Here is a 22181-nt window from a genome sequence, read left to right on the forward strand (position 1 = left end):
AATATCCAACTGACCTAAATAAATAGGTCAGATTAGTTCGCTCATTAATTAAAAAATTATGAAATTAATTAGGGCGAATCCCTTCAAATGCATTCTGTAATAAATGAAGAATTGCATTTTTTTCAATTGGTTCAGGATTCCAGTATGGATTTGATAATGCAATTTCCGTTGCTTTATCCAAACCAGATTCTGTTAGGCCTAGTTCTGCTAAAGATGTAGGACCTTCAAGCTCCGTCACAAGATCAAATAAAGCATTTGCAGCAGTACTTTCTTTTGCACCTAAAGCCCTTTTAATTCTTTCCATCGCTTCAGGAACAGCCTTCTCGTTATATGCAATTGCATGTGGAAGAACGACAGTATGAGTCGGTGCATGTGGTAGATTGAAACTTCCTCCTAATGTATGACAAAGTTTATGATGAATCGCCATGCCTACGTTGCCAAGGACATAACCACATAACCAAGCTCCATATAGACATAAACTACGAGCTTCAATATCTTGGTCATTCTTCTTTAAGAGTCTTAGCCCATCCGCTAAGGCTCTAATCCCCTCTTCGGCCAGTAAAGACATAATAGGATTACCATTTTGAGCATATAGGCCCTCAGCCGCGTGAGCGATTGCATTAATTCCACTAGTAATAGACATATCTAATGGCAAACTTAGAGTAAGTTCAGGATCATAAATAACGGTTTTTGGTAAAACTCTAGAATCTTTTCCAGTCTTCTTGATCCCATTTTCCGTAATTCCATATACTGGTGTCATTTCTGAACCAGCATAAGTTGTTGGAATGGCAAGAATTGGCAGATCATATTCAAGAGCAATTGCTTTACCTAGCCCAGTTGTGGAACCACCACCCACTGCAATTGCACAGTCAGCCCCCAATTCTCTTGCAACAGTCACTGCTTCTTTGGCTGTTTCAATTGGTACATGCATAACAGCTTTAGGAAAGATTCCCACAGAAGAACGACCAAGCAGATCAGATATCTTTTCTGCCAAGGCAACCTGTTCAGGTGTGCATAAAATTAATGCTTTTTTAGCACCTAAAGCTTCAATTTCAGCCTTTAAATTTTTAAGGGAACCCGCGCCAAAAATTACTCTGCTCTGCGGTACATCATATATAAACTCATTTTTCATATTACTTCTCCTTATGGTAACGGTGTAGGCTGATAGGCATAGAAAAGCCACTCGTTGTTTTCCCTTCTCCAAATCGCTAATGATTTATTTTTTAGATTTTTTTGAATATTTCCAGCGACTAATTCCGAATGCATTTCACCAAATACAAGTGCAACATCGCCAATAATTTGAATTTTAGAAATTGGGTGTTCGATCCATTTATAATCATAAAACCCCCCAAACAATTTATTTAAATATGATTCTTTAGAATCAGTAATTCCACTTGTATGGGTGTAAGTCATTTCTGGATGAGCCAGCTTTGCAAAATCCTCATAGCGGCTTTCAACAATTGCCTTGAATCGCTCTTCTTCAAGATTTTTAATTAAAATGTCTTCCATTAGATTAATTACACTCTAGATAACTCAAATAAAATTCATCGTATCTTTTATAAAAAGAGTAAAAAACAACGATTTAGGAAATTATATTTTCATAATTGAAAGAATACCCAGCAATAAAATTAGTTATTTAAAATCAATATGTTATATATTTATTTCTTTAATGTTTTTATCTATTCAAGCTATTTTATAAATTATTTTTTTATTGAGATTTTTCTTTTTTATTTTTATCGAATATTAATGCATAGCCTTATATTTTATAGAATATGAATATTGAAAAAGGATCCTAAATAAGGATCCCTTTTAATTCAATCTCTCAGGAATAATACTAGCTCACTACTCTTTTAATAATGATCGCAATCCCTTGTCCCACACCAATACACATTGAACATAAGGCATAAGTACCATCTGTTTGTTCTAACTGATTCAAAGCCGTAGTCACTAAACGAGCCCCAGATGCACCGAGTGGATGACCAATGGCAATTGCACCACCATTTGGATTGACTTGGCTTGAGCCATCCTCTAAACCCAGATCACGGGTCACTGCCAAGGCTTGAGCAGAAAATGCTTCATTCAGCTCGATGACATCCATTTGATCTAGGGTTAAACCGGTTTGTGCCAATAGCTTTTTAATCGCTGGCGCTGGGCCAAAGCCCATGATGCGAGGTTCAACACCCACCACGGTCGCGCCAAGAATTTTAGCACGTGGTTTTAAGCCGTATTTTGCAACAGCATCATCCGAAGCGATGAGCAGGGCCGCGGCACCATCATTGATTCCTGAAGCATTACCCGCAGTTACCGTTCCCTCGGCTTTCACCACCGGTTTTAATTTCGCCAAACCTTCAGCAGTTGTAGAGGCACGAGGATGTTCATCCTTGTCAATAACAATGGCATCACCCTTACGCTGTGGAATGGTCACAGCAATGATTTCTTTATCGAAGAATCCTCTTGCCTGTGCCGCAGCAGTGCGTTTCTGGCTTTCCAGGGCAAATTTATCCTGATCTTCACGATTGATATTGAACTGTTCCGCCACGTTTTCAGCGGTTTGCGGCATGGTTTCGACGCCATACATCTCTTTCAGCTTGGGATTGATAAAACGCCAGCCCATGGTGGTGTCTTCAAGTTTTTGGCTGCGTCGAAAGGCGCCTTCCGATTTACCCATCACCAAGGGAGCACGGCTCATGGATTCCACACCACCGGCAATAATCAACTCGGCTTCACCGGCTTTAATGGCACGTGCTGCCATCGCCACAGCATCCAGCGATGAACCGCATAAACGGTTGACTGTGGTGGCAGGCACCTGATAAGGCAGACCTGCAAGCAGTGCTGACATACGTCCTACATTGCGGTTATCTTCACCGGCCTGATTGGCACAGCCATAAATCACGTCATCAACCCGTTCCCAGTTAACTGAAGAATTACGTTCTATCAGCGCTTTAATCGGCAAGGCACCGAGGTCATCGGCACGAACTGGGGCAAGACCACCGGCATAGCGGCCAAATGGGGTGCGGATGGCATCGATAATATAGGCGTTTTTCATTTCAGTTATCTTCCAGAATTCTGTATTAACTTAAGCTTGAATCATGCTATTCGTCGCATCAATCAGCCTTGCACCGGTCAACGACTGCAATTCTTCAAAAGACAAACCTTCAACTTTCTCAATCACTTTCATGCCGTCACTTGTCATATCAATCACGCACAGGTCGGTATAAATCCGGTCCACGCATTTCAGACCGGTTGCCGGATAGCTGAGTTCTGCAACAATCTTGGGTTCGCCTTTTTTGGTGACATGATCGGTGGTGATAAAGACTTTTTTTGCACCCACCGCCAGATCCATTGCACCGCCCACTGCAGGAATGGCATCAGGGGCACCGGTATGCCAGTTGGCCAGATCCCCATTTTCAGCAACCTGGAATGCACCCAGTACCGCGATGTCTAAATGACCGCCACGCATCATCGCGAAGGAATCACCATGATGGAAGAAGGCACCACCTTCCAGCAAGGTCACAAATTCCTTGCCTGCATTAATCAGCTCTGGATCACGATCTTCTTCAGCAGGAGGAGGACCGAAGGCCAGCAGGCCATTTTCAGAATGTAAAAACACGTCTTTGTCTGAAGGAAGATAGCTGGAAATCTTGGTCGGCAAGCCAATACCCAAGTTGACATAGGCACCATCGGGAATGTCCTGCGCCACACGTTCAGCAATCTGGTCACGGCTTAATTTGCTATAACTCATCTTTTAATACTCCAATGCCAATGACTATGCAGGTTTTACTGCAACCACGTGTTGAACAAAAATCCCCGGGGTAATGATGTGCTCTGGGTCGAGTGCACCCAGTTCCACCACTTCGGAAACCTGGGCAATGGTGACATCGGCAGCCATGGCCATAATCGGGCCAAAGTTACGGGCCGATTTACGGTAAACCAGATTGCCCCAGCGGTCGCCCTGATAAGCTTTGATCAAGGCAAAGTCAGCCTTGATCGGGTTTTCCAGCACAAAGTCTTTGCCTTCATAGTTCAGGATCGGTTTGCCTTCAGCCAGCAAAGTTCCAAAACCGGTTGGTGTGTAGATTGGACCAAGGCCCATGCCTGCGGCCTGAATACGACAAGCTAGGTTGCCTTGAGGTACCAGTTCCAGTTCAATTTTTCCGGCATGATAGATTTCATCAAACACATAGGAGTCGGACTGACGCGGGAAGGAACAGATGATTTTGCGCACCGCACCGGTTTTAAGCAGCTTGGCCAAACCGTAGTCGCCATTGCCGGCATTGTTGTTGACGATCACCAGGTCTTTTACACCCAGTTCGATTAAACCATCAATCAGTTCAGCCGGCTGACCAGCTGTACCAAAGCCGCCAATCATGATGGTGGCACCATCTTTAATGTGGGAGAGCGCTTCCTCAAGGGATGCCGCAGCTTTATTAATCATTAAGCAGCCTCAACCTTTTGTTTGTTTAAAATGAAATCAAAATCTAATGTGTAGAAAGGATGACTTTGGTATTCGCCATTTGGAGCAATACCACTTTCATGTTTAACCCATTCTGCAATTAAAGAAGTACGCACCCCGAAAACAGCATCAGAATCTAAATAGTCACCCGCATCTTTAAATACATGAGTCACTAAGCGCTCGTAACCTGGAGCAGAAATCATGAAATGTAAGTGAGCAGGTCTCCACGGATGGCGGTTTAATGCTTCAAGCATTTTTCCCACAGGCCCATCATGCGGAATTGGATAAGCTTCAGGAACAATCGTTTGAAAATGGTATTTTCCATCTTTGTCGGCATGGAAAATAGCTCGCCCTTGGTATTTATCAATATTTTCTTTTTGTACATCGTAAAAACCCTCATCATCTGCCTGCCAGGCTTCAATCTCTGCATGAGGAATAATTTGACCATCAATACCCTTGATGACACCATTAACAAACCACGAAGTACCTTTTACACCCTCACTCATATTGCTGCCCAGCTCTAAACGTGGGGCATCTTGGACATGAAATGGTCCAAATACTGTTGCTTCAGTACATCCAATTGGTTTTTTATGATTTTGAGCAATCACTAAGGTTGATAACCCGAGTGTGTCAGATAAAAGAATAAATTCTTGACGAGTTGGACTACAAATTTGCCCCACATCAGTTAAGAATTTCACCCCTATTTCCCACTCTTCTTCAGTTAACTCAACTTCTCGTGCAAAAGAATGAAGATGTTGTACTAAAGAATGCATTACATCTTTTAATCGTTCATTCGAAGAAAAAGAGTTTCTTTCTATAACCGCTTGAGTGATTGTTCTTTCATCTAAATTTTTCATAATTTTTCCATAAAATAAATCTAACTCCTATAAATCTCATGCTAAGCTGTTAATTATTGAAATAAAATATTGGTTAAGAAAATCTTTATTTCATTTAGGAAATAATAGGAAGGGATTGTATGGACAGATTAACGAGCATGGAGTTATTCGTTGCTGTTGCAGAGCTTGGAACACTTAATAAAGCAGCAGAAAAATTAGAAATATCTAATGCAGCAGCAACAAGGCACATTACTTCATTAGAAAACAGACTCAATGTAAGATTGATTGAACGTACTACTCGTCGATTATCATTAACAACGATTGGAATCGAATATTATAAGAAGTGTAAAGATTTACTTTCTGAAATTGATCAAGCGGAATCTTCGATTAGTTCTGCTGCGGTTGAACCAGAAGGAACCGTTACAATCACCTCTTCAATTTCTTTTGCGATTATGCACATCACCCCTTTGATTCCTAAATTTAATAAACTTTACCCTAAAATAAAAATAAACTTAATTGGTGCAAATCGCTATCAAGACATCATTGATAGCAATATTGATATTGCGATTAGAACACGTGAATTCGAACCAGATTCAAATCTAACCATTAGAAAACTTGTCACTACACATCGAATTTTAGCTGCCTCGTATGATTACATAAAGCGAAAAGGAAAACCGAACACGATTGAAGAACTCCAAGAGCACGATATTTTACTTTATAGCCATGCAAACAATCCACGGATATTAAGTTTCACTAAAAACAATGAAATTAAAAATTTTGCATTAAATCCGATTATGGAAACAAATGATGGTCAAATCGTAAGATCTGCTGCATTGAATGGTGCTGGAATTCTCATTCAACCGCTCTACATTATTTATCAAGACATTGTGGAAGGAAGATTGATTCCAATATTAACGGACTGGAAACTTCCTGAACTTAATATCAACATTGCTTTTCAAAGTAGACAATTTATGCCGATAAAAAATAGATTATTTATAGATTTCTTAATTGAAGATTTTAAAAATAAAGAATACGAACGCTATTGGAGTTCTATTCAATAAATTGGATTATCCCAATAAATAAGTCATCCTTTCCTTAAAATTATTCTAGAGAGAATATTCATGAATGATTATTTCAATTTTGAAATAATCATTTCCTTAAAAGTTCTTTATACACATATTAGAAAAAGATAACTTGCTTGTATTCAAAATTGGAAAATTCTTTACAGGAGTTTTATTGTGCAAAAAGATAAATTAAAAGTTGCGTTGTTAGGAATTACACATCCGCACACATCAGGACGAGTAAAAGCACTTCAACGCCGTCAAGATATTGAAATTTATGGTGCAGCAGACCAAAGTGAACTTCTAAAGCCCTTCTGCGATGCACTAAATATTGAAGTAAGAACAAAGGAAGATATTTTAAGTAATCCAGATATCGATATCGTACTGGTTCATTCAAAAAGCTACGAAATGGCTGATCTAACCATTGCAGCTTTACAAGCAGGAAAAGCTGTATTAGTTGAAAAACCAGCTGGTCGAGGTGTAGCAGATACACAACGCATCGTTGATGCTGTTAATGAATATAATGGATTTGTTCAGGTTGGTTACTGTTGGCGTTTTGCCCCTTCAATCAATGTAATGCAGGATGTTATTCAGCAAGGTAAAATTGGTAAAGTTTTACAAATTCGTGCTCATGCAGGTTGCTCTCATAATGAAGCAGAAACTGCACATATGAGACAACCAGGTGATCTTGGTGGTGCTTTCTTTGTAATTGGTTGTCATTTATTTGACCGAGTTTTACACCATTTTGGTATGCCTAAATCTGTTAATGCCCGCATCACCAAATTTAAAGATTTTAAAGGTGAAGAATCGCGTGAAGATGCTGCAGGTGCCATTCTTAATTATGATGATAAAATTGTCGTCGTTGACTTCATGTCTTGGGATGTTCTTCCATGGACAGAAAGCTGGGATATGACAGCTTATGGTACAGAAGGCATCATGTCTTCACGTTCATTACCTTCATCTTATAAACTCTACCAAACGGGTAATGTGGAAGGTACGACACAAGGTTGGACAGAATGGAACGAAACTAGCTTCCCTGAAATTTGGGCAACCAAGAAAACTGAATATTCTCCCGATATTGCAGAAATTGGAAACCCAATTTATTTTGACCGTGAATTAAATGCTTTTCTAGATTCATATTTAAATAAAAAGCCTTCTCAAGTCCCTGCGACTCAGGCCCATAATATTTCAATTTTACTTGCAGCATTATTTGATTCTGCTGGAAAAAATGGTATTGAAGTATTTCTTTAAAATAAATATATGTTAAAAAAAGCAGCTATTTATAGCTGCTTTTCTATTTCACTGATGAAAAACTTATTTTCTAACGATTTAAATATAATCAAATCCATATTAAAAAAATTAATTTTTTTGACCATTTTTCTCAACTAATAAAGCAATAATAAAAATTAATAATCCACTTAAACTTAGAGCAGAACCGATTTGAATAGGTGCAAGCCATCCCATATTTTGAGTTAATACCCACCCTCCCAAATAAGCACCTAAAGCATTGGCTAAATTAAAAGCAGAATGATTAAGGGATGCCGCTAGACTTTGGGCATTACCAGCAACTTCCATCAAACGTATTTGAAGTGTGCTTGCTAAACCAATTACAGTCATACCGATCAAAAATAAGCCTATGAGCGCTGTAAAGATATTATCCATCATAAAACTAACAAGTAAGAAAGTTATTGCTGAACTGATTAGAACTCCCACAATAGTTTTATTGAGATTCTTATCCGCAAAATGCCCAGCTAAGAGTCCTCCTATTACCATCCCGATTCCCCATATAGCAAGAGCGAAAGGTACAACGATAATATCAGTTTGAGTGTATTCAGTTAGAATTGGAGAAATATAACTATAGACTGAAAACATACCACCAAAGCCAATCGCACCTACAGCTAGTGTTAACCAGATATTTATATTTTTAAGTCCTGCTAACTCATTTTTTATACTCGCTGTTTTATGAACAGGGATATGGGGTACAAAAGATATAATTGCTATTAAGGTTAAAAAAGCTATAAGGGCAGAGAATATAAAACCAGAACGCCAACCAAATTGTTGTCCAATCCATGTCGCTAAAGGAACACCAATGACTGTAGCTATGGTAAGCCCCATCATCATTAATGCTATAGCTGTGGAACGCCGATTAGGATTAGCAAGTTCAGTAGCAACTAAAGCTCCAATACCAAAATAGGCCCCATGAGGAAGTCCTGCAATAAATCGGGATAATAATACAGTTTCAGGAGTATCCGCCAAAGCTGTTAAAGTATTAGCAATTCCGTAGAATAACATCAGGAGTAGTAGCAATTTTTTGCGAGGAATCTGGGCACATGTAATCGCAATAATTGGTGCCCCAATTACGACCCCCAAGGCATAAGCACTGATAAAATAACCAGCATCAGGAATAGACACTTGTAGATCTTTAGCAATTTCCTGAATCAGACCCATTGCCACAAATTCAGTTGTGCCAATACAAAATCCACCAATTGCTAGAGCCAAGATAACAGTAAAAAGTGAATAAGAATGAGATAAGGGAGGATGAGATGTCATAGTAGGAAATAATAAAATTGAATTATAGTTTATAGGATAAAAAAAGTTAGAAAAGCCAATAGTTAATCCTATACCAACTATCAGCTCGTTACAGATAGAAGCCTGGATTGTTTATGGACTAATGTCATATTTTTAGAAATGTAATAGCTAATATTTAAATCCATCGAGATTTGATTAAATATTTTATAATCATAATAGAGTCGATTTTTTAAAAAAAAATTTTACCCACCCAATAGCTTAATCATTACTATTGGGGGAGTAAGACCTATTAAGCTACTACAGAATTAAATGCACTAATTGTTGTTTCATAAGCATTTTTAGCCATTTGATCGAGCGTAAGAATACGTTGTTCCTGTGAAATTAATTCAACACCATAATAGGGTTGGTTAAAACCTGCTTTTTTAATCTCATTTAAGAATAATGGAATATCATACGAACCTTGACCACACAACTTACGATGATGTGTCGAATCATTGAATAAATCACCTTGGATTTCTTCAGCTGCATCATTTAATTCAACAGATTTAATCAAATGGGCAGGCACCATACTAATTTTCTCAAAATCAATATTTCCACGTGCTAAATGCCAAATATCCAAACATAAACCACCGTTTGAATCTCCAGTATCGACTACTTTCAAGCCATCTTCTAAAGTAGCCAATCTTGAGAATGGCATAATTTCTAATGCAACATTCGCATTCACTTGAGCAACTTCTTTACATAGCTTTGAAAACTCCTCAGCCATGTTTTCCAGACTATTCGGTGAGTTTTCAAATGGCTTAGCACCAATTTTTAAATTACACATTCCAAGTTCTGCACCCAGTTCAATCATTTTTGATCGTTCATAATCAGATACTTTACGGTCTTCACCAGTTAAATACCAATCTAACAAAATTTCCAACTCGAAATATTTAATATCATTGTCTTTAAATAGCTGTCGAATGGTTGCTAGACTATTACTTTCCAGAGTGGCTTGAAGATCACTTAAAACAAGACCAATCCCCTTCCACCCTGCTTTTGAAGCTGCTTCAACTCGCTGCTGTAAGGTAAATGGACTAATTTCTGTTGGAGCACCTGGGTATACGTTACCAGCTAAAGTCCAATAAGCAGCTAATAAATCTGGTTTGTTCATAAAATTTTTCCTTAAACTTACGTTACGAAATTCATGATTTCGCGAATTTATATCCAGTAAGATCTTGAGTAATCGCACACCAGCAAATTAATAAATAACAAATTGCAGGAACAATAAATGCAGTAGAAATACTCGTTAAATCTGAAAGATAACCCATGACAAGAGGTAAAATTGCGCCACCAACAAACATGGTGACCATGAGAGATGCAGCCATTTGAGATTTTTTTCCTAAACCTCGCACGCCCATTGAGAAAATTGTTGGGTATAGTGTTGATTTGAATAAGAACATACAAATCAATACAATCACCGAAAGATATTGATAACCTAACATTACGAATAAACAAGCTAAAACACAGACAGCACTATTAAAGATTTGCAGTTTTCTTGGATCAATATATTTCATAATGAAGATGCCTAAGAAGCGGCCAGTCATATAGCAGAACATTGCGATTGATAAGAAATAAGCTCCCTTACTTGGAGTAATACCTTGCCAATGTTCAATCACAAAGTTAATAAAGAATGCACCTATACTAAAATGCGCACCGTTATAGCAAAACTGTGACAACATTGCTTTTCGAACATTTTTATTTTTATGAAGGGGGATATTTTCAAAGACAGTATCGTCAGGATTTACTTGGATAGCATTTTGATCGTGCTGATTATTATCAGGCAGTTTGATCATAAAAATATATCCAACGACACATAGTACGAGGATAGAAAGTGCTGCATAAGTCAAAGTAGCAGGTTCTACATGAAAGCCTGCTATTGTACCTGCAGGGATGAAGAACACAGCTCCACCGACCAATGGACCACACATTCCACCCATACCGCCAAAAGCCTGAGCTAAGGTCAAACGACGTGTTGCATCCTTAGGATCACCGAGTTTAGTTGCATATAAATTACATACAATTTCTAAGCAAGCTAAGCCTGATGCAAGAATAAAGATGACTATTAAAAAAGCAGAAAATGTTCCTACCTGAGTAGCTGGAACAAAGCCCATACAGCCTATAGCAAAGAGAAGCAAACCAACGATAATAGAATTTTTATAACCATATCGTTTCATAAGTATGCCAACAGGAATTGCAGATATAAAGTAAGCACTTAAATAAGCAGTTTGTATGAAAGCTGACTCACCATGTGAAATGTGAAACTTATCCTGAAAATGTTTATTCAGCACATCTAGTAAAGTATGAGAAAAAGCCCACATAAAATTAAAAACAATGACTAAAATCAATGCTGCTTTTAAGGAGATTGCCTTTCTTTTAACAGGCGCCTCTGCAATATTACTTAAACTCGCATCCATTGCTAGTTTCCTTATATTCGAATAATAGTCTCCTAAGCAGCATGTAATTGAACACACTGCTTAAGCTATTAAATAATTTGAAGTATCTCTTCTTTGAGATAAGTATAGATAATTTACGCAGCTAGGCTTTTTGCTGGACCTTCTGGATTAATAGCAATAGCTTTGCCACTTTCTACTGATTCCATAGCACAAACCGCAAGATATAGAGCTTGTAAGCCATCAAATAGGCTTGTTGGGAACGCTTGTTTTGATACTAAACTAGAGATGAACGCATCAAACTCATTTCTATATGAACTGGTATAACGTTCTAAAAAGAAGTTCAATAATGGCTGCTGGGAGCCAGTAAAGTCTTTAGCATATTTTTTCAGCGTTGAAGGACGATGATTTTGCGTTTTTAATAAGCCTAGAGAACCAAGTACTTCAATACGCTGATCATATCCATAAACCGCTTCACGGCAGTTATTAATGATGCATTGCTTACCAGATGCCGTTTTCAAAGTAATACTGCAGGTATCATAATCATTAATAGTAACTAATTCTTCATCTACCAAACGACTTGCTGTGGCAAATATTTCAACCGGTTCTTCACCTAAAATAAAGCGCGCTGTATCAAAGTCATGAATTGTCATATCTTTAAAGATACCGCCTGAAGTTTTCATATATTCCACAGGCTGCATACCAGGATCACGACTTGTAATGATTACTTGTCGAACACTTCCAATTTCATTATTTTCTAGGGCTGCTTTCAATGCAATAGTATCTTCATCAAAACGTCGGTTAAACGCCAACATGACTTGACCACCATTTTGTTGAATTTTTTCTACAGCATCAATTGAACGTTGAAAATCTAAATCGATTGGCTTTTCGCATAAAACAGGCTTTTTATTTTTCACAGCATGCATCATTAAATCAACGTGTAAATCCGTAGCTGTTGCAATCACAATAGCATCGATATCGTCACGATCAATTGCTTCGTAATAGTCGTAGCATGATTCACAATTTAATTCTGAAGCTAGTTTATCAACGCCCTCTTTCCATGGATCAGCGATTAATTTAAGTTCACATTGTGTATTTAAAAATGCACTTTTAGAATGGATTTGAGCGATGCGTCCCGCACCTAGAATTGCTACTTTTAACATACAGATACTTCCTTTTAATAACGATAACTTCAAAAACTACTTATTCTTGATGATTCCTAGGTTATACAAGCTGATTTTGAAAAAAAATAACTATTTCTAAAAACACTTTTTCATTTTTGAAATTAACCAACCTTGCTGCCTTATCATTTTTATAAATAAATTAAAACCCCTTTATTTTTCCTTATATTGCAAAAGACATTTTCAATTTTTGACATTTTTTTCCCATTTTGACGCTTCTATACTCCAAGACAATTAATAACGACTTCACTCAATGATCATTGGAAATGATATTGATTAATAGACAAATACGACAGGAGCGTCGTAAAAAATTTAGGGAGAAATTGTATAAGAGCTTTTTTAAAAGCTCTAAATAAGAAAGTGCTAGGTCGACTAGCTCATTAAATAAATGGTCAATCACTGTATTGGACTAAATGTACATAGAGTTTTGTCTAGGTGAGCTATGGCATTCAATTTATGAATATCAAACTCCTTATAAGATCCTATTAGGCTCTTGTGACGATCAATTTTCGAAGCAGTCATGCAGGTTTTTGAATGGACTTCAAAACTATCTGCGGATGTTAATTATGCTTAAAGCAAAAGGAAACTTACAATGAAAATGTATAAAACTATTACCACTTCTGTAGCCACGATTGCCTTAGCAGCATTTGCAAATTCTACTTATGCTGCTGGTGAATTAATTGGAATTGCCTTACCCAATAAAACAGAAGCACGCTGGATTATGGATGGAAAAAATATTGTCAGCAATTTGAAAGCCAAAGGTTATAAGACTGATTTGCAATACTCAACCCTTGATGTACCAACGCAAATTTCTCAAATTGAGAACATGATTACTGCTGGTGCAAAAGTTCTTGTTGTTGCCCCTGTTGATGGCGCGACTGTTTCAAATGTATTAAGCAAAGCAAAAAAGAAAGGTATTAAAGTAATTTCATATGACAAATTAATTATGAAAACAAAAGATGTGGATTACTATGCCACATTTGATAATTACCAGGTGGGTGTACTACAAGGAACTTCTATTGTTAACAAACTTGGACTAAATGCAGGTAAAGGTCCATTTAATATTGAACTTTTTGCAGGCTCTTTAGATGACAATAATGCCCACATGTTTAATGCAGGCGCAATGTCTGTTTTGAATCCTTATATCTCAAAAGGCAAACTTATTGTTCGTAGCAAACAAACTAATCTTGCTAAAGTTGCGACCTTACGTTGGGAAGGTGCAACAGCACAAGCCCGCATGGATAATTTATTAAGTGCCTTTTATGGTGGTTCCCGTCTACATGCTGTTTTGGCACCCAATGATAATCTAGCAACAGGTATTATCTCTTCTCTTAAAGGTGTTGGGTATGGGCGCCCTAATCAACCAATGCCTGTCATTACTGGTCAGGATGCTCAACCAGCAAATATAAAAGCAATAATGAAAGGTGATCAAACCTCAACCGTATTTAAAGATACTCGTTTACTGTCTAAAGCTGCCGCAAATATGGTTGATGCAATTATTAAAGGTCAGACTGTTCCTGTAAACAATACAAAATCCTATAACAATGGTTCTAAAGTTGTACCCACCTACTTAGTTAAGCCTCAATTAGTAGATAAAAATAACTGGAATGTAGTTCTCGTGAAATCTGGTTACTATAAAGCCAATCAATTTAAATAATTTATTTTTCAACAACTTAAATAAAAATTTACACAGGTTAAGGCGATTAAAACAGATAAGTGTTGGTCAGTAATCACTGATCAACAGAGGACTGCTGTATGAAAACAATACTTGAAATGCGTGGCATCAAGAAGTGTTTTGGACATGTTCAGGCATTGAGTCATGTCGACCTGGTTGTCAAAACAGGAGAAATTCACGCTATTTGTGGTGAAAATGGTGCTGGTAAATCTACATTAATGAAAGTGTTGAGTGGGGTTTACCCTCATGGTTCTTATGATGGTCAGATCTTATATCAGGGTGAAGAACAGAAATTTTCTGATATTGGCGACAGTGAAGAAAAAGGAATTATCATTATTCATCAAGAGCTTGCTCTTGTCCCTATGTTATCTATCACTGAGAATATTTTTTTAGGTAATGAGCAATCCAAAATAGGCATTATTAACTGGAATACCTCTTATAAGAAAACCAAACAAGTACTTGCTAAAGTAGGTTTATCTGATTCTCCTGATACTTTAATTAGTGACCTCGGAATTGGAAAACAACAATTAGTTGAAATTGCAAAAGCATTATCGAAAGAAGTTAAGCTGCTAATTTTGGACGAACCCACAGCCAGTTTAAATGACAATGATAGTGATCGATTATTAAACCTTTTATTAGAACTGAAGGCCCAAGGTGTTACATCGATCATTATTTCACATAAGCTAAATGAAATTTCTAGAGTAGCGGATAGCATTACGATCATACGTGACGGCTCCTCTGTAGATTATCTAAATTGTCGAGAAGAAGATGTAAGCGAAGACCGTATCATTAAAGCAATGGTCGGTCGTGACATGGAAGATCGTTATCCGAAACGATCACCAAATATTGGCAACGTTCTATTTGAAGTCAAAGATTGGCGTGTTGATCACCCCAACCATGCTTCACGTGAAGTCATTAAAGGAATCAGTATCAACGCACGTAAAGGTGAAATTGTCGGAATTGCTGGCCTTATGGGTTCTGGACGTACAGAGCTTGCAATGAGTATCTTTGGCAAATCTTACGGTAAGAATATTCGTGGCACAGTTTCAATTCATGACAAAGTAATTGATGTATCTAATGTCAGAAAAGCTATTGACAACGGCTTGGCCTATGTAACGGAAGACAGAAAAGGGTACGGGCTATTACTCGAAGAAAGTATTAAAAAAAATACTTCTTTAGCCAACCTTTCAGGTATTTCAAAGCATCTAGTAGTAAATGACCATCGAGAAACAAATACTGCAAATGAATTTCGAAGCAAGCTGCGAATTAGAAGTGCTGATGTAGAACAACATACGGGTAACTTGTCAGGCGGAAATCAGCAAAAGGTCGTGATTAGTAAATGGTTATTCACAGCACCAGATGTCCTAATTCTCGATGAGCCTACACGAGGAGTTGATGTAGGGGCAAAGTATGAAATTTATACAATTATTGATCAAGTAGCCCAAGAGGGTAAATGTATTGTCATGATTTCCTCTGAGATGCCTGAGCTATTGGGTATGTGTGATCGGATTTATGTCATGAATGAAGGAAAGATTGTTGGTGAGTTTCTGGCAAAAGATGCAAATCAAGAAGCCATTATGCGATCTATTATGAAGAATGGAGAGAAAGAAAATGAACAATATCAATAGCGCAGCAATTACCAACAAAATGAATGGAAAAAATAATAAAGGACTAAATACAAATTTCATAGCAAATGGCTTAAAAGAATATGGCTTGCTATGTGCATTGATTATTATTGTGATATTTTTCCAATTTGCGACCAATAATGTTTTGTTACAACCATTAAATCTAACAAATTTAATCTTGCAGAATAGTTATATCGTCATTATGGCTCTTGGCATGCTCATGGTCATTGTAAGTGGACAAATTGATCTCTCAGTTGGATCTGTAGTCGGGTTGACGGGGGCTTTGGCAGCTAGCCTAATGGTTACACATGAAATGCCTTTTGTACCAGCAATGTTTATTTGTCTTCTGGCTGGTGCGGTGATCGGTGCCATTCAAGGCTATTGGGTTGCATATTGGAAAGTACCTTCATTTATCGTCACTTTAGCAGGGATGTTGGTTTTTCGCGGTTTGACATTAATTGCTCTAGATGGTCAATCAGTTGGTCCATTTGAAGATGGATTTAATGCTTTTAGTTCTGGTTTTATTCCTGACTTTTTTGGTATTGAAGGTTTTCATGTCACATCACTTTTACTCGGAATTGTAGTTAGTATAACTTTTTTTGTGATTGAATTCCGTCAACGTAAACAAGCAGCATTACATGGTATTGAGAGTACGTCAAAAGTTCTTTTTGTGCTGAAGAACTTAGCATTAAGTGTAGCTATCATCGCATTTTCTTACTTATTGGCTTTGTATCAAGGCATGCCTATTGTATTGATTATTATGGGAATATTGGTTGCATTTTATACTTTCATTATGAACCGAACTACTATTGGACGTCGCATTTATGCGGTTGGTGGGAATGCAAAAGCAGCTAAGCTATCTGGTATCAAAACTGAACGTGTAATTTTCTTTGCATTTGTAAATATGGGGATTCTAGCTGCATTCGCAGGCCTAATTTTTGCAGCTCGTTTAAACAGTGCGACTCCATCTGGTGGCTACGGTTTTGAATTAGATGTGATAGCTGCCTGTTTCATTGGTGGCGCATCTGCATCTGGTGGCGTTGGAAAAGTTTTTGCTGTTGTCATTGGTGCTTTTATTATGGGTGTCATGAATAACGGTATGTCGATTATGGGGATTGGCGTTGATTATCAACAAGTGATTAAAGGATTGGTGCTTTTAGGAGCCGTTCTTATTGATGTTTATACCAAAAATAAGGCATAAGTTAATAACCTTTGAAGTGGCTTATACCACTTCAAAGGTTATAATAAACGATACTTTTAATAGATATAGAAGTTTGAAATAATGTATTCAATCAAAATAACCACAAATTTTTTGGATTACTAGTTCAAACTAGTTGATCACTGCTTCTACTGATTTAGACTAATCTATTTCTCATTTTGAGCTCATCATATTAATCTCATAAAAATAAGTGGTTAGCTTTCTAGTTTTGGTTGAGATGGTGGCTGTTTAACAGAGCTTATAACTACTTAAATTCCTATGCTTATTTTAGATTTCATTTACCCCAATTTACCCACCTATAAAAAAAGAGGATTTAGTGTTGGCCACAGTCTTTTTTTCATTTATAAGATTGCCTATTATTTCTGCAATCCATACTCGAATGAACAATTCTTGATACAAGTGTGCCACAGTATCTGTACCTTTAGCATTTGATATTCATTACTACTCATACTCGTATATTCTTTTATTAATATTGTAGAGTCTTCATACCTTGTGAGCCTTTATGAAGATAATTTTATGTAAGTCACTTCAAATGCCTTGCATGCACGATACTTTTGGTTGCGGTTAGCAAGCTGAAATGCATCCCCCATATCGTACTGCTGAAAAATATCAAGTCCTCGATCTAAGGATATTTTCCAGCCAGTATTAGTAACTATATATCTAGCATGCTGAGAACCTGAATTATCAAATGAATACGCAAATTTAATTCCTACTGTGAACATTTCATTCTGTATCTTGTCAAAAAATTCACGCTGTTGATCACCCTTTAACTCATCCTCAACCGTTACAAGGCTAACAACGATTTCATCTTCTTCAGCTTTTAATTTGACAATAGTTTCTAGTAATTCCATCAAATTACGAGCTTGAAAAAATAGACGGATATAAGGATCTGTAATAGTAATGTGTTTCACACCTTTCAAGTAAGGTCCGAACAGTTCCTCATAGGAAACCCCTCGTTGATTTTCAACAATGGTTAGATGCCCTTCCTGAGGTAGTTTCTCATCTGTAACATTAGTTTCAGATGTTAAAGGAGCGGAAGCTAGTGTCGTTTCAACCTGCAAATCAGGCAGATCAGCATCATCACTTGAAACTGTTTTATGAAAGTAATTTGGGTATTCAAGCTCTTCAAGTGTAGCAACTGGCTTTTCTTTGCCTACTTTGTCAAAATAAGCGAAATTTACATCCGTATAGGTGGTATCAATTCTGAATAGCTGGTCTTTAACGCGCTTCCTGCCTTCCATTGCGAATTTCAAAATTTCTTCGATTTCAACTTCCGTTGCCCCTCCTTGAGGGAACAATATCTTCATCAACCCAGAGAACGTTTTGTTGATAGCATCCCGATCACGAGTTGATATATTTGAAGAAAGGGTAAAATACTTTTTATATTGATCTGAATAATCTTGGTTACGAAGGTGACGTAAAATTTCAGCCAAGTAATCCACCACAAAGCCGTATCCATTTGAAAACATTTCGCCACGGATAATATCCACTTCCCAGCCAGGAATATAAAAGTGTAGACGATCAAGAAATGCCGAGTCGTAAAACTTCTCTGGCAATGCATCAAACAAATCTGAATGTTTGAGCATATAAGGCAGACTGTGTTCGGTGTTACCTACAAATGCCATGGAGGCATCTGCACCCAAAGTTTCAACACCTCGAGAAAATGACTTGTTCGCCATGTAGTTCTTCATGATATCGACAAGTGCTTTATCGACCTTCTTCTGTTTCCCAGCAAATTCATCGAAAGCAACAGCGTCCCAATAACCTACCAAGCCAATTTTCCCCGAAGAGTTATTGACGAATAACTTAGGAACGCTTACCTCACCTCCAGAAAGCAGAATACCGTGGGGTGAAAACTCCGAGTATATATGTGACTTACCTGTACCTTTAGGTCCCAACTCAATAAGATTGTAATTCCGCTCACAAAATGGAATAAGTCTGACTAATTGAGTGAGCTTGCTACGCTTGCCAAAATATTCAGGATTAAAACCTACACTCTGAATAAGTACATCAATCCATTCGTCTAATGTGAACTGACCACGTGCCTTAATATAACTATCATAGTCGAAATGAGACATTTGGATAGGTTTTAATGTGCTGAGTATCCAAGGACTGGAATCTTTATCCTCCGTATGCTCATATTCAATATCAGCGATAACCCATACACCTCCCACTAAGAGTTTGGGATGCTGCTTAACCGTTCCTGAATCAATTAATACTTTTTTAATACCAAGATTAGCAAACTGAGCTTCGTAGCAATCTTTTTTATCATTCAACTCTACACTTACTTTGTCGATGATCTTATGACGGCCTTTTTCTCGAATTGTTGAGCGAATCAAACCAGCTTCACTTCTATGCACATAGTGCTTGGCCAAAATTTCTTTCACTGTTTGAATGCCGCTTTCAATACTGTCTTCGTCGTTTGTGGCGCAATATTGCCCCAGCAGGTATTCGAGAACATAGGAAGGAACAATGGCATTACCTTTTACGGTTTTAACCAAATCTTTACGTACCACCAAGCCAGCAAACACATCACATATTTTTTGGTTTAGGTCTGTCATTGTCTTTCCTCAAAAGTTCCGGCTTTTGTTTGTGTAGCTATGCGATTGCTATTTAAAAATCAAAGTCACTCGTAAATGAACGCCGAATGGTGTAACGAAGCTCTTTGTATTTTCGATATTGATTTGAACCATCCTCGGGCTCTTCAAGCTTTAATAACACTTCTTGATTATTTGCAGCATCAGCTTCTTGCGTAAGTAGGAACCTCAGTTTCAATTCACGCTCACGAGGATTCTCCGAAGTTAAATCAAGTAATACATCATGCCTTTCAGATATAAGCGTACCGTTCTGTGTATAAATACCTACTCTTAACTGTCTAGGGCGAATTTTATCTGTAACAGGCTCAGCTTGATATAAAGTGACTGAAAGTTGGCCAGAGGTAATGATATTTGTACCACCACGTAATATATCCACGTCAACATAAGTCAGATCACTCTGACGCTTTTTGTTAATAGATATGATAGGAATTATCACCTCTTGTAGTGAAGCCCCTCCGTGTACAAATCGGCTACCTGAACCACTTAAACGCAGTCGTTGAGCCCCTTTCGGTATGACCGCGTGTACATCACCGGACAACCCTAGTTGTTCAACAGTAAATGCCTTTAAGGATTGTCCACAGCTCAATCTTTTACCCAATACAAAACGTCTGTCGTTATAAAGTACTTCACCTTTGACATCATTTGCCAAAAAGTCACTTTCCTCTAATGGTTTGTTTTGATAAATAAAGCCATGGTCTGCAGTTATCAGCAGGTTATTGACGTTGGCATTTGCAAGCTTTTTGATCAACTTCATTAAATCGTCAAACGTCTTTTCTACAGCCTCAAATGCCTCACCTTCAGACTGCATTTTGTCACCAGTATGATCGATGCGATTGTGATAGATATAAACCACATCGTGCGCTTTAATTAATTCACGATTTTCAGAAATCGTCATCTCCAGCACCTGTTTAGCCTGAATCGTACAAGCACGCTCACCTAACGCCGATTTAAGCACCTTATCTCGATTTTCTGTGCCCTGTGTAGAATGAATACCTATGTTCACTGTCCCCGTCTTGTTATCAACGATATTCAGTAAGGTATCACTTTGTGGTAAAAGCGAGGCCATACCAAGTTGCGTATAGCTTGGTAATGAGGAAAGCGCATGGTCTAACTTGGCTTGGTAACGATCTTCCTGACGTATTCTACCCACCATCTCTTCACCCGCCTCATAGCGGAAGGCATCTGAGATAATCACACAAATTTTGTTGTTCTTATCCAAGTAAGGTTTCACCCACTTATAAAAGAATTGGTTTTGAGGTGTTACATCTGGCACTTGCCACTTCGACATAGCATCAACATGGGATTGCCAAGCATTATTTAGCGGCAGCAAGTAGCGATTGGTATAAAGGTTTTCAATCTTTTCACTAAGTGAATTAAGCAAGGTATTTTGTGAAGACTCTTTCAAGCAGTAGATATACTGACGATAAAGCTGATCTAATTTATACCAGTGGCTCACATAGCCCTGAACAGCTTCACTCGATGTTGCCATATTGAGCTGAATAACATCCAATAACGTAAGGAATTGGCTAGCAATATCCACTGCCTCATAAAGATATTTAAAATCGCTAAACCAGTGGCTTTGACGTCTATCCCGACACCATAAAGTAACCTCACCCTCGGATAAGGTACGATGCTCAACTGCTTTCACCAGTTCATAGATGACTTTCTTATCAATCAGGCGGAAGTAATCGAGCTCGATTACTTCCTTCAAATTACGCTTATTTAGATCTTCTTCAATCGAGAGTAATTCAGCATATTCATCCGATAGTTTCTCGAAAACTTCCTGATGTGTACGACTGTCTTTCCATCGTTTAAAAAAGACTAATGCATCACTTGATAGATGAATACCATCACCATTAAGTGGAGAATTTACCCCCATGGAATAACATGACTTAAACAACTCAATCGCAAAGTCTTTTATCGTAGGTTGTTCGCTGTTATATCCATAAAATCGTTCAACCTGTTGCCAAAAAAAATCATCCAGCTTACAACGTTGAATCAACTTAAACTGTTCCTGCTTTGGATTCACTAATTCAGCTAATAAAGCCTCTAATATCACATCAATGCGTGCATCAGCTAATTGAGTAGCCCCAACACAAACAGCTAGCATTTTTAACCGTACTTTGCTCAAGGTATCTTCATTACTTAGCAGTTTCTTAAGCGTAGTTTTGCGTTTTTCCGCTTGCACCTTAGCTTTAGAGGTATCGAAGAAAGCTGTATGCTTTTCGATAATTTCAGTGAATTCATTAGGTAACTCTAATTCGCTTAACCAAATCGCTACCTGATCAGTTCTGAATGTAGTATTCGCTAATTCAATATCTAACAGCCAGTTTTGCAAAGATTCTGGCTGTTTGTCTGCCTTATAAAGTAAGAATGACTGTTTTGGAGCCTCACGTAACAATTTATGCTTAATGCCAAATTCGTTATTTTGAATTTCTAGCTTTTCTACACCTTCGATAGACAGACCCTCAAAAGCATCACGCAATTCTTGCTTATCGTCGTACCAGAATACGATACGATGTTTTTGAAAGAGTCGGCTAAGCGCCTGCTGAATACGGTTTACAGTCATGTGA

At 37.8% G+C, this 22181-nt stretch carries 17 protein-coding genes; 5 read left to right on the forward strand and 12 right to left on the reverse strand.

The window, feature by feature from the left end; genetic code table 11:
* Positions 1–64: 64 nt before the first annotated feature.
* The 6 genes from E0H89_RS01880 to E0H89_RS01905 form a co-directional block, all read right to left on the reverse strand.
* Positions 65–1132 (reverse strand): maleylacetate reductase, encoded by a 1068-nt coding sequence (locus E0H89_RS01880; RefSeq protein WP_131214103.1) that lies wholly within the window; start codon positions 1130–1132, stop codon positions 65–67.
* An 11-nt stretch (positions 1133–1143) separates the two neighbouring features.
* On the reverse strand, positions 1144–1509 hold the full coding sequence (locus E0H89_RS01885; RefSeq protein WP_131214105.1) for a nuclear transport factor 2 family protein: 366 nt from the start codon (positions 1507–1509) through the stop codon (positions 1144–1146).
* A 325-nt stretch (positions 1510–1834) separates the two neighbouring features.
* Positions 1835–3046, reverse strand: a complete 1212-nt coding sequence (gene pcaF, locus E0H89_RS01890; RefSeq protein ID WP_131214107.1) for a 3-oxoadipyl-CoA thiolase — start codon at positions 3044–3046, stop codon at positions 1835–1837.
* A 30-nt stretch (positions 3047–3076) separates the two neighbouring features.
* On the reverse strand, positions 3077–3742 hold the full coding sequence (locus E0H89_RS01895) for a 3-oxoacid CoA-transferase subunit B (protein WP_131214109.1): 666 nt from the start codon (positions 3740–3742) through the stop codon (positions 3077–3079).
* A 24-nt stretch (positions 3743–3766) separates the two neighbouring features.
* Positions 3767–4435, reverse strand: a complete 669-nt coding sequence (locus E0H89_RS01900; RefSeq protein ID WP_131214111.1) for a 3-oxoacid CoA-transferase subunit A — start codon at positions 4433–4435, stop codon at positions 3767–3769.
* Positions 4435–5310, reverse strand: a complete 876-nt coding sequence (locus E0H89_RS01905; protein WP_131214112.1) for a dioxygenase family protein — start codon at positions 5308–5310, stop codon at positions 4435–4437. Before E0H89_RS01905 ends, E0H89_RS01900 begins: the two co-directional genes overlap by 1 nt.
* 119 nt (positions 5311–5429) lie before the next feature.
* Here E0H89_RS01905 and E0H89_RS01910 point away from each other — a divergent pair, with 119 nt between their 5' ends.
* Together E0H89_RS01910 and E0H89_RS01915 are read left to right on the forward strand one after the other, a co-directional pair.
* Positions 5430–6350, forward strand: coding sequence for a LysR family transcriptional regulator (locus tag E0H89_RS01910; RefSeq protein ID WP_131214114.1), 921 nt, complete (start codon positions 5430–5432; stop codon positions 6348–6350).
* Positions 6351–6527: 177 nt separating this feature from the next.
* On the forward strand, positions 6528–7601 hold the full coding sequence (locus tag E0H89_RS01915; protein ID WP_250697814.1) for a Gfo/Idh/MocA family protein: 1074 nt from the start codon (positions 6528–6530) through the stop codon (positions 7599–7601).
* A 108-nt stretch (positions 7602–7709) separates the two neighbouring features.
* Here the strand turns inward: E0H89_RS01915 and E0H89_RS01920 are convergent, their stop codons facing one another.
* The 4 genes from E0H89_RS01920 to iolG all read right to left on the reverse strand — a co-directional run bounded on the left by E0H89_RS01920 (position 7710) and on the right by iolG (position 12474).
* Entirely contained in the window at positions 7710–8900 is a 1191-nt protein-coding gene (locus E0H89_RS01920) for an MFS transporter (protein WP_131214117.1), read from the reverse strand.
* 268 nt (positions 8901–9168) lie between these two features.
* A complete protein-coding gene (locus tag E0H89_RS01925; protein WP_131214119.1) occupies positions 9169–10032 on the reverse strand; it encodes a sugar phosphate isomerase/epimerase family protein in 864 nt (287 codons plus the stop codon).
* 31 nt (positions 10033–10063) lie between these two features.
* On the reverse strand, positions 10064–11335 hold the full coding sequence (locus E0H89_RS01930; protein ID WP_131214122.1) for an MFS transporter: 1272 nt from the start codon (positions 11333–11335) through the stop codon (positions 10064–10066).
* Between the two features lie 113 nt (positions 11336–11448).
* Positions 11449–12474, reverse strand: a complete 1026-nt coding sequence (iolG, locus tag E0H89_RS01935; RefSeq protein WP_131214124.1) for an inositol 2-dehydrogenase — start codon at positions 12472–12474, stop codon at positions 11449–11451.
* A gap of 610 nt (positions 12475–13084) precedes the next feature.
* Here iolG and chvE point away from each other — a divergent pair.
* The 3 genes from chvE (at position 13085) to mmsB (ending at position 16993) form a co-directional block, all read left to right on the forward strand.
* Positions 13085–14149, forward strand: a complete 1065-nt coding sequence (gene chvE / locus E0H89_RS01940; protein ID WP_131214126.1) for a multiple monosaccharide ABC transporter substrate-binding protein — start codon at positions 13085–13087, stop codon at positions 14147–14149.
* Positions 14150–14247: 98 nt separating this feature from the next.
* Positions 14248–15795, forward strand: coding sequence for a multiple monosaccharide ABC transporter ATP-binding protein (mmsA, locus tag E0H89_RS01945; RefSeq protein WP_131214128.1), 1548 nt, complete (start codon positions 14248–14250; stop codon positions 15793–15795).
* Positions 15779–16993 (forward strand): multiple monosaccharide ABC transporter permease, encoded by a 1215-nt coding sequence (gene mmsB / locus E0H89_RS01950; protein WP_171459115.1) that lies wholly within the window; start codon positions 15779–15781, stop codon positions 16991–16993. Before mmsA ends, mmsB begins: the two co-directional genes overlap by 17 nt.
* Before the next feature lie 518 nt (positions 16994–17511).
* Here the strand turns inward: mmsB and brxL are convergent.
* Both brxL and pglZ read right to left on the reverse strand, forming a co-directional pair.
* Entirely contained in the window at positions 17512–19572 is a 2061-nt protein-coding gene (brxL, locus tag E0H89_RS01955) for a BREX system Lon protease-like protein BrxL (RefSeq protein WP_131214132.1), read from the reverse strand.
* A 52-nt stretch (positions 19573–19624) separates the two neighbouring features.
* On the reverse strand, positions 19625–22177 hold the full coding sequence (gene pglZ / locus E0H89_RS01960; RefSeq protein WP_131214134.1) for a BREX-1 system phosphatase PglZ type A: 2553 nt from the start codon (positions 22175–22177) through the stop codon (positions 19625–19627).
* Positions 22178–22181: the final 4 nt, after the last annotated feature.

The sequence above is a fragment of the Acinetobacter sp. ANC 3781 genome, assembly GCF_004331285.1.
GTDB lineage: Bacteria > Pseudomonadota > Gammaproteobacteria > Pseudomonadales > Moraxellaceae > Acinetobacter.